This is a genomic window from Nocardioides currus, from assembly GCF_003057875.1.
Taxonomy (GTDB): domain Bacteria; phylum Actinomycetota; class Actinomycetes; order Propionibacteriales; family Nocardioidaceae; genus Nocardioides; species Nocardioides currus.
Genome location: NZ_PYXZ01000002.1, coordinates 738,823 through 747,549, shown reverse-complemented (window position 1 = coordinate 747,549; position 8,727 = coordinate 738,823). Strand labels below are relative to the sequence as shown.

10 protein-coding genes are annotated in these 8,727 nt (G+C 65.2%); 4 read left to right on the top strand and 6 right to left on the bottom strand.

Annotated features, from left to right (window positions below; genetic code table 11):
* Positions 1–595 precede the first annotated feature (595 nt).
* The 3 genes from C7S10_RS08765 to C7S10_RS08755 form a co-directional block, all read right to left on the bottom strand.
* The gene (locus C7S10_RS08765; RefSeq protein WP_108343982.1) at positions 596–1,675 is read right to left on the bottom strand and encodes a hypothetical protein; all 1,080 of its coding nucleotides are present in this window, start codon (positions 1,673–1,675) and stop codon (positions 596–598) included.
* Positions 1,676–2,435: 760 nt separating this feature from the next.
* Entirely contained in the window at positions 2,436–2,927 is a 492-nt protein-coding gene (locus C7S10_RS08760) for a hypothetical protein (RefSeq protein WP_133176469.1), read from the bottom strand.
* 210 nt (positions 2,928–3,137) lie between these two features.
* On the bottom strand, positions 3,138–4,343 hold the full coding sequence (locus tag C7S10_RS08755; RefSeq protein ID WP_108343980.1) for a DUF6236 family protein: 1,206 nt from the start codon (positions 4,341–4,343) through the stop codon (positions 3,138–3,140).
* A 310-nt stretch (positions 4,344–4,653) separates the two neighbouring features.
* Between C7S10_RS08755 and C7S10_RS08750 the strand changes: the two genes are divergently transcribed.
* Positions 4,654–5,094, top strand: a complete 441-nt coding sequence (locus C7S10_RS08750; protein ID WP_108343979.1) for a RipA family octameric membrane protein — start codon at positions 4,654–4,656, stop codon at positions 5,092–5,094.
* 144 nt (positions 5,095–5,238) lie between these two features.
* Here the strand turns inward: C7S10_RS08750 and C7S10_RS08745 are convergent, their stop codons facing one another.
* Positions 5,239–5,820, bottom strand: coding sequence for a hypothetical protein (locus C7S10_RS08745; RefSeq protein ID WP_108343978.1), 582 nt, complete (start codon positions 5,818–5,820; stop codon positions 5,239–5,241).
* 144 nt (positions 5,821–5,964) lie between these two features.
* On the opposite strand from C7S10_RS08745, the gene C7S10_RS08740 reads away from it, so the two are divergent.
* Positions 5,965–6,906 carry a phosphotransferase gene (locus C7S10_RS08740; RefSeq protein WP_108343977.1) on the top strand — a complete coding sequence of 314 codons (942 nt, stop codon included), beginning with the start codon at positions 5,965–5,967 and terminating at the stop codon, positions 6,904–6,906.
* A gap of 42 nt (positions 6,907–6,948) precedes the next feature.
* Positions 6,949–7,455, top strand: a complete 507-nt coding sequence (locus C7S10_RS22515; RefSeq protein WP_207769292.1) for a hypothetical protein — start codon at positions 6,949–6,951, stop codon at positions 7,453–7,455.
* A 21-nt stretch (positions 7,456–7,476) separates the two neighbouring features.
* Here C7S10_RS22515 and C7S10_RS08730 read toward each other — a convergent pair whose 3' ends face one another.
* Together C7S10_RS08730 and C7S10_RS08725 are read right to left on the bottom strand one after the other, a co-directional pair.
* Positions 7,477–7,827, bottom strand: coding sequence for an iron chaperone (locus C7S10_RS08730; protein ID WP_108343976.1), 351 nt, complete (start codon positions 7,825–7,827; stop codon positions 7,477–7,479).
* On the bottom strand, positions 7,824–8,222 hold the full coding sequence (locus C7S10_RS08725) for a DUF1801 domain-containing protein (protein WP_108343975.1): 399 nt from the start codon (positions 8,220–8,222) through the stop codon (positions 7,824–7,826). Before C7S10_RS08725 ends, C7S10_RS08730 begins: the two co-directional genes overlap by 4 nt.
* 83 nt (positions 8,223–8,305) lie before the next feature.
* On the opposite strand from C7S10_RS08725, the gene C7S10_RS08720 reads away from it, so the two are divergent.
* Positions 8,306–8,716: a DUF3224 domain-containing protein gene (locus C7S10_RS08720; RefSeq protein WP_108344071.1), complete on the top strand. Its 411-nt coding sequence runs from the start codon at positions 8,306–8,308 to the stop codon at positions 8,714–8,716.
* Positions 8,717–8,727: the final 11 nt, after the last annotated feature.

Genomic DNA, 8,727 nt, shown 5'->3' with positions numbered 1-8,727 from the left:
TCGGTGGACCTCTTTCTTCGATGAGTGCTTGGCCGTACACACCGAAGATCCCGCCGATGGCCGTCTACGTCTTCACGCCTCGCCGCTGGCCCTCAAACCCCACCACTCCCTGGGACTCTCCTGCCGGTGCTTACGCCCTCGTATCACCCGCTCCACGCAGGAGGCTTGCTCCGAGTTCGGTCCAAGCAGGAATCGAGACGCTACTCGAACAGGTCTTGGAACTCCTTTTGAGTCAGGGTGCCCTCACCGCCGGACCAACTAACCCGCATCAACGACGGGTCTCCGCTGGGCTGGAATTCCAACGCCTCGTCAGGATCGAGGTTGAAGTGAGTCCGAAGGGCGGCATGAATCCGCTCCGGTTTGTCGTATGGGACATGAGGCACGTGCGACCTCCTTGGTCGTCCAGCTGCGTCGATGCTGATTAGCACCCATTCAAGCACTGAGCTTGACCGTCTTGGCACGCGGAGCCCGCTTGGGCCAGTTGTAAGAGTCGTACAGCCGCCTGGCGGCGCGTGTGCCGACTTACCGGGTCTGCCGATGTCCGGATCTAAGACCTGGACACGGGGCGTCAACTCCCACATACGTCCGCTGCAGTTCAGCCCAGGATCCGGTGGAACGTCTCCCAGCGGGCTTTCTCGATCGACGGCTCATTGGCTGGTGCGCCGTAAGAGATCGAATTCGACCGCCTCTTCGGGACCAGGTTTTTGATGACCAGCACCCAGAAGTACCAGGAGAAGACGGGTCGCAGTCGCCGAGCGTAGAGCCATGCTCGCTCGCGCCGATCGAGTTCGGCTTCGTCTAGTGCGGACCACTGGGGGCGGCGGTTGAAACTGCGGACGTACTCGACCGTCGGCGACAGGACCAACCCCGCGGTAATGGCACGTACGAACTCAAGGTTCGCAGTTGAGGCGAGGCGATACGCCTGCACGTACAGAGCCAAGGGGACGAAGAGTCCCAATGTCACCCACCAGGAGGTTTCGCTCGCTACTGCGACATTGAGAGCCGAGAGGGGCAAGAATATCGCCCCGCGCAGGTCGGCTTCGCTCTCCTTTCGGTCGAGGTCACTGAAGATGAGGGGCCGCTCTTGAAGCAGCGAGGCGCGGAGCAGGGGGAACTCGCTCTCGATGCCCACCTTGATGATCTTGTGCAGCCATGTACCGGGGATAGGCGGCCTGTAGCCCCGTCCGGAGGGCAGCTCCATCGCGTCTTCCTGATCGATGATGTCGCTCGCCTGCTCGTCGTCATACCCTTCGCGCGCCAGTTCGTTGAGGCGGACTCTCAAACCGTTCTGCTCGTAGTAAAAGGCTTCAACTGCGACCGCTTGGGGCGCCCGATCATTGCTGAGGTCCCCCAGCGAGATCCGCTGGTAGCTCTCTCGCACAATCTGGCTGATCCACCATGACAGTTCCTCAGCGGCTCGCTTTCCCTTCCGGTTGACCAGAGCAGTTGGGATGAGACCTCCTATCAGGAAGGCGGCCAAGGTCAACGCGGCGATGGTCCCTCCCACGCCAACCCAGTTCGACAGGGCGATGACGCGTGCCTCGAAGGTGCCCGCAGCCGGCTGATCGAGGACGCGATCCCCCACGAGAACCCATGCCGTGCATAGCCACAGGGCGCCGGCAAGCAACGGGGTGCGGACCTGGCGGAGCCCGAGAAGCACGGTGGAGAGGAACACGAGCGAATCCTAGGGCGCCCTTGAGCAGCTCATATGGCCGGCTCGTCCGGCCGCTTACCCAATACGCCGCGCATCCCGGCCAGTTCCGGCCGCATCGCCATTGCCGTCGAGGACGTTGAGGCACGCCGCTTCCGAGAGGCGCTTTGCGACGCCCGGATCTTCCGCGATGAGTGCACGCGTTCTCTTGTTCAGTGATCGCACTAGCCTCAGTTCGTGTCCCAGAAGGCAGATCGCCAGCAAGCTCGCGAGGCGGTGGCGGTTTACCACGAGACGAGCTCGCCGAACTCGTCGCGCACGTAGCCGAGGCGATCGACCGGTTCCGCAGCGGCGACCTCCAGGCCTTCGACGTCGACGAGGTCTTGTTCCAGTACTCACGCGCCGCGAAAGAACTCTGGAAGTTCTGCAACATCGGCGACGTCCGGGTGACCGCGGGCCAGCTTGACGGAGCTCCGCCGATCGACTGGTGGGAACGCGGGACACCGAGACGCGCAAGACGTCCCGTCGACGGCGTACCGACCAGCGAACTTGAGTGATACGCACGTGGCCGGACGTGCGACATTCCGCCGCGTGCGTGGCTCGGGGAGCCCTCGCTAACCTCCCTACGCATGGCTCAGTTCCCGACACCCTCCTCTGACTCCAGGCGAGGAAGAAGTACCTGCCCAAGCCGATCAAGCACGTGAAGTCCGAGGTTGGATAGCTCGCGTGTCTGCGCACACGTGATCTGGAACTCCTTCTCGCTCTTCCATCGCGGCACATCGGTTCAGGTGATGAGGCGATCTTCCATACTCGCAACGACATAGGTGTTCCCGACGCCGAGGGTGCCGAAATGCGCATAGTCTGAGAGGTCCTTATACACCAAACCTAACTGCGCGACCTCGTCCTTCACAGCGTGGAAAAGGGACGAGAAGCTCTTACGTGCTGGCCGTCCGGGTCCGGGACCGTAGAGCACGACATCGGCGTAGCCGGGGTTTCGGGCGACGTAGAGGCCAATGGTGTTCACCTCGACCCATGCGCGAAGCAAGGGCAGAACAGCGTGTGGATTGTTGGCCGCGAGCTCGCGGACGATCCCCTCGTGCAGCCCCCGCATCCTCGAGATGAAGGAGCCGAAAACCTCAGTAACCACCGGCCCCATGTACGTCTTGGCGACCTCTGTATACGTCTTCGGGCATTCGTTCGTCGCAAGCGCGATCGCGTCGTCTCGATCCACGAATCGCGCGAGATCGAGCATCTTTGGGTTGGCGCCTGCGGTCATGCCGTTCAGCGTGTCAGATCCCCAGCTGGGATCCGCACGCGCCGCACCCCGGCGAGCGCGGTCTCGCACGGTCGGCGTCACGGCCCAGACCTGCACCCCATGCGTGCGTTCTTCCGTAGCCGCTTGAGTGTGCAGGGACGCCTTCAGTGCGGGCGGGACGCCATATCACCCGGTGCTTTTACTGGTCCCTACCTGCGTACGAGACAGTGGCTAGGTGCGCCCCCGCGCCAATTGCCCAAGCTGTCGCCGAGCCGCTCCTCGGGGCGTTAGCCCCGCCCGAAGTTCCATCAAGTAGTTGGCGGCTCCGGCTTGGCGACGAATACCCCTGCGACGACCGGCCTCGGTGGCCAGCGCAGCGCCAGATACCGCGATCGCGGCGAGCGGCGTAGCAAGCACAGGAGTTGTGTGCAAAGCAACGTACCCAGCCACCGAGGTCGTGAAGGGCAGTTGCAGGGTGGTGGCACTGTGAAGCGTTTCGAAGCCGAACAGCTTCATGGCCTTCTCAAGCTCGTCGTGTGGTCCTAGTAAGTGCTTGTCGGTAGCCTCCTGGATGGCCTGGCGCAGGACCGCCTGGTCGACATCGGGCGCCAGCGTGACGAGATCCGCTCCAGCAGCGGACACAGCGGCTTGGAAGGCGCCCAGTTCGTTGTCGTGGTTCTTGCGGAACCGAATGATTTCGTCAACGCCGATGAGCCCGAGGCTCTTGGGCAACACCGATTGAACCGCCAAGGTCGCTACGCGCTGTTCGCGGCTTGCCCGAAGATCACGCTCCTGAGGCGCCACATCTCCGATCAGTGCAGAGGCGATGGCATCGACGCTTAGACCCTCCATGGCGACGTGCGCAATTGGCTCGTCGGTTACAGGACTGAGGTTGAAGTGCTGAGCTGTCAGCCTGCTGAGCACCGTCATGTAGGTCGCGGCGAGCCGGCTGTCCATCCCGATCCAACTTGCCGATCCAACGTTCAACGAGAAGCGGCGATGCCCGTGCGCCTCGCTGGAGGCACCGAAGGCCATTCCCTCATCCTCGAGGGCGTCGACCAGTTCGCTGCTCAACTTCTCGGCGAAGATGTAGCCAATGGTTCCGCCGCTACTGAGTCCCCCGTCTGACGGTGATAGGTACCTACCAATCAGATCCACGCGGGATGGCTGAACTCTGAGTCTGTTGAAGATCTCGGGTCCGCGCTCCCGAAGGAGGTCTGTAAACATCCGCGAGGTGTCGACTGCCGCTTGACCTGGACGGCGATCCTGGATGAAGCCCAACTCGTCGATAAGCGATCGGGCAGTAGGACTGTCTTTGGTCGGGTAGTCGCGCGGGACGATCCGGTCGACCCGCTTCCAATACAAGGCGGCCGCCTTCAGCCAGTTGTCCTTCCGGATGTGGATGTATGGGTAATAGAGCCCCGACTGATCAAGCATTGCGCCCCTCCTGGTGGTCGGAGCAGCCTATTCGCCGTGCGCGGCGTACACGGGCAGCGGCCGTCAGTAGCTATGAAGCGCGCGCTGTCGCCCGCATGCCCAGGTTGCATCGACGCCGAGTGACTGGATCTGCCCGATGAGTGCGGCATTCCGCCGCTTGGTGGGCTGCCGATGCACAAGCTCGCAATCAGAGAGTGCCTCCTGTCTCAGGCGCGGACAGGTCGGCGCCCGGGCAGCCACTGCAACACGCCGCCCCGCGACGCCACCAATGCACCATCGACTATGGGCACAGACCCTACGGTGTCTAACAATGAGCACTGTGGCGGAACCGGAGAGCGAGCCCATCGGCCCGGACCTCTATCGCATCGCGGTCGAGGAGTACCGATTCCAGGCTCAATTCAACTGGAACCGCGTGCAGTACTTGCTCGCGTTCAACGCCGGCATCCTGGCAGCGGGAGTGGCGCTCGCGAAGACCTCCGGAGCCCTCGCCGTCGTCGTCTTCGCTCTGGGGATCGTTGCATGCGGGATGACGGTTTTGGTTCAGCGCGTGCAGCACAACTACTACCGCAACGCGCGGGACCGGATGCGCCGCATCGAGAAGTCCCTCCAGATCGATCACGATGCGCTACTGGACACGACCTCAACTCTCGCGGGGCAGGGCAGGAGGATCAGCGTGACGCAGATCCTCTATCTGCTCTTGGCATCGATCGCGGTGGCGGACTTGGTGAGCATTCTCTTCGTCGCGTTCTAGAACTGGCTGCGCGAGCCCGTCCGCATCAACGATGCTTCGCGAAGCTCACGTCATGGCACCACCGCGCACCTGCGTCGATCCGCCGCCTGTCGGGGACGCTGGCAACATCCGGACCTGCCGGGATGAGCGTGGCCTTGACTCTGTTCAGGTGCTCCGCCGCTCGTTGTCATCGAGCAGCATTGTCGAGATCCGGAGCGCCCCCAGCTCGCCGTTCTGCATCCGGCCCTCCCAGATCGGGAAGTCGGCGGCGGCCGTGCCGCAGTCGAACAGCAGTCCCTCGCCCGAGCGGAACACGCCCCTGTCGGAGATGACAGGCATGACCTCCGACCATGCGTCGTCCGTGAGCGGTGCCAGCGCCTCGTTGACGAGCTCGCCGTCGACCACCAGGGCGACGGCACTGTCGACCGGGACGTCCTGCCTGGTGCGATTCCAGAGCACATCAGATCCCGGCTTCGCCCACCACAGCGTCACTGCTGCGACCCGCGAAGCGATGGGGTCGTCGTCCTCCCAACGCACGATGGCGAGCTCAACGGCTGCGGCACGTCGCGGGCATGAGAGCGAGATCGACCGTTCGTGGAAGAACTCCTCAGCCGCGGCGTCGCCGATGGCCAGCAAACCGGACGCGACGATCAGCTTGCCTCGCTCCTCGAGGACCATGCGCGAGCTGCCGCGGTCGTGCCACACCACGTCGCGTTCATCGGAAAAGGTGTCGGGCGGGAACGTCATGGGGCCATCTTCCTCACGGCCCCGGGTTCGACAGCACGTGGTTGCCGTGGCGCGTCGCTGGTCAGCGCCTGAGTGTCCGAGAGGCCATCCCGCCGCCTGTCGGGGACGTCCGGACCTGTCGACAGCGGTCGTGGCGCTGCGGCCATGACGAACCCGCGGTTGGCGACACTGCCTGTCGCGGTCCTGCACGACGTGGGCAGGACAATGGGGGCAGAGGTCAGTGTTCTCGGCCACCTGCGCGGGGGCATCAACGACGGCGCCGTACGGGTCGAGCTCGCGGGAGGAACGACCGCAGTCCTCAAGGCGGCTCCCCGGACCCACCCCGATCAGCTGGACGAGACGCTGCGAGCCCAACGGATCGTCGAGCGCATGCGTCGCTGTGGCTATCCCACCCCGGCCTGGCTCGGGGTCGGCTCCACGGCCACGCACGTGTGGCACGTGATGGACTTCGTCGACGCGGACCCCGCACCGGAGCTCACCCCATCCCTCGCCGAGCAGCTGATGGCGATCATCGAGCTCCAGGCCGGTCAGGGCTCGGAGCCGTACGACCACTGGTCCTACGCCTGGAGGGTCGCCACCGGTGCGTCGTGGGCTGGGAAGCCCCGGGACCTCCCCGAGACGACGGAGCAGCTTCTCCTCCGCCAGTCCATGGCGCGGCTTCCGGCCCACTCCGTCGAGGTGTCGGCCCTGGTCGGTCGTCTACGGCAGCAATGTGCGGGCGTCCCACCACCACGTCGGGCACCCGACATGGTCCATGCCGACATCGCAACGCCCAGCAATGTCCTGGTCCGCGACGGTGCCGTGGTGGCGGTCGTCGACGTCGGGAACGCCGGTAGCGGCACCCGGGCCATCGATCTCACCGCTCTCGTGTGGACCACCTACCGGGATGCATCGTTGGACGATGTACGGCGATGCCTGTGGACGAGGATCCTCGATCAGGTCGGCGGGGAAGCAGCGGCGGTGCTCACAGCAGCGCACATCCTGCACATGCTCGAGGTGCCCATCCGTCATGGACGCTGCGATGCCGTTCCGGACGTCGTCGAGCGCGGCCACCTGGTCGTCGATGAACTGATCGCGCTCCGCTAGACCCACCGCGGCAGATGCGTCTATCAGGCGTACCGTCGACACATGACGCGAGGAGCGTTGGCCATCCTGCTCGTGCTCGGTCTCGTCGGGTGCACCTCCGGCGACACGGACGAGCCGAGGATGACGCCGGCCGTACCATCGCCCACGAAAGTGGACAGCTCGGTCGCCCCGTGCCGTACGAACTATCCAGCCACCGTCCTCCCCGAGTGGGCCAGGGGCGGATTCTCCGAAGCGGAGCCGTCGGTACCTCACGTCATCGGCGACGAGGGCGACCTGGCGGCCATCGTGTGGGTGGCCGAGCACCCCCTCGTCTCGCCCCAGTCAGCGGACAAGAGCAACAAGATCCTGTGGGTCGCGCGGGTCGGCGCCGGCGACGGGCCGCTGGAGATCCAGGCCACCCAGGAGCAGACCGGGCAGAGAGTGAGCCGTGTGGTGGAGCCCGCCCCCGGACCCTCGATCGTCGACCTGCCCGCACCCGGGTGCTGGTCGCTGGACCTCACGTGGGGCGCTCACCACGACCACCTGCAGCTGGGCTACGCCGAGGGCTGAGCCGGACGCGGGCCGGAACAGTCAGCGGGATCGCATCAGCTGGTCGCACACGTCCGCGACGAGGTCGTACGGCAGGTCCTTGGTGTGCAGGAACCGGACCGTGTCCTTGCCCGACCGGTAGGGCGAGATCCGCGACTCCAGCGGCTCCTCGAACGACGGCACCGGGTAGAGGGCGATGTGCTTCCTCCAGCCGGCGAAGTGCAGTCCGTAGCGCTCGCCCACCATGACCGCCGGCATGTCGTAGCGAACGATCTCGTGACCGCCGGGCAGGTGCTCGAGGATCACGTGGCGCAGCTGCGTCAGGCGATCGCCGACCTCGGGCGGGAACTGGGCGATGTAGGCGTCGACGGCGTCCTGGCCGGGAGTGCTCATGCCTCGGCATCCTTTCCCAGTCGGCGCCAGCCGCCGCGTCGGTTGTGGTCGACGATCTCGGTCAGGATGCCCATGATCGCGTCGCGGTTGATCTCGTCGTGCTCGTAGACCTGGATCGCCCGACCGGTCGTGTTGCCGTGGCCCTGGTTGATGACGCCCTCGGGGTCGCTGACGGTCGGGTCGTAGAGGAACAGGTTGACGTGGTCCTTGGTGGCCAGCAGGGCGCAGACGTTGCCCTCGAGGACGAAATAGGGCTGCACCGTGCGCTTGACGGTCTCCTCGATGTCCGGATCCGTGGCCCAGACGATGTCGCGCAGCTGCCGGCAGATCGACTGCTGCCACGCGGGCAGGTCGTCGATGTAGGCGTCCACCCCGGCGTGTGCCCGACCCGTCATGAGGAAAGGGTGGCAGGTAGGCCCGCTCAGGGCGAGCAATGACCAGCGTGCTCGGTCGCGTGCCCGCCCTAGACTCGGCTGCCATGCGCACTGAGGGCACCTTCACCGTCAGGTCGTTCGTCCCCACCGATGTGACCCCGCAGCCGGAGATCACCACTGGTCTGCCGGTCGGTGTCGCCACGATGGAGAAGGTCTTCGCCGGCGGGGTGACGGGACGCGCCGCCACCCTGTTCACTGCCGCGTTCGACCAGGCCACCGGCGTCGGGACGTACGTCGCGATGGAGTCGTTCGAGGGCGCGCTCGACGGTCACGAAGGCTGCTTCAACTTCGTGCACTCGGCCACCACGACCGGCACCGATCGACTCGCACCCTTCTTCACCATCGTGCCGGCCAGCGGCACCGGCGCCTTGAAGGGCATCACAGGGTCGGGCGGGCTGGACGTCGACGACGACGGGACCCACCGGATCTCGTTCGACTACGAGCTGCCCAGCTGACCCCTCGCCGG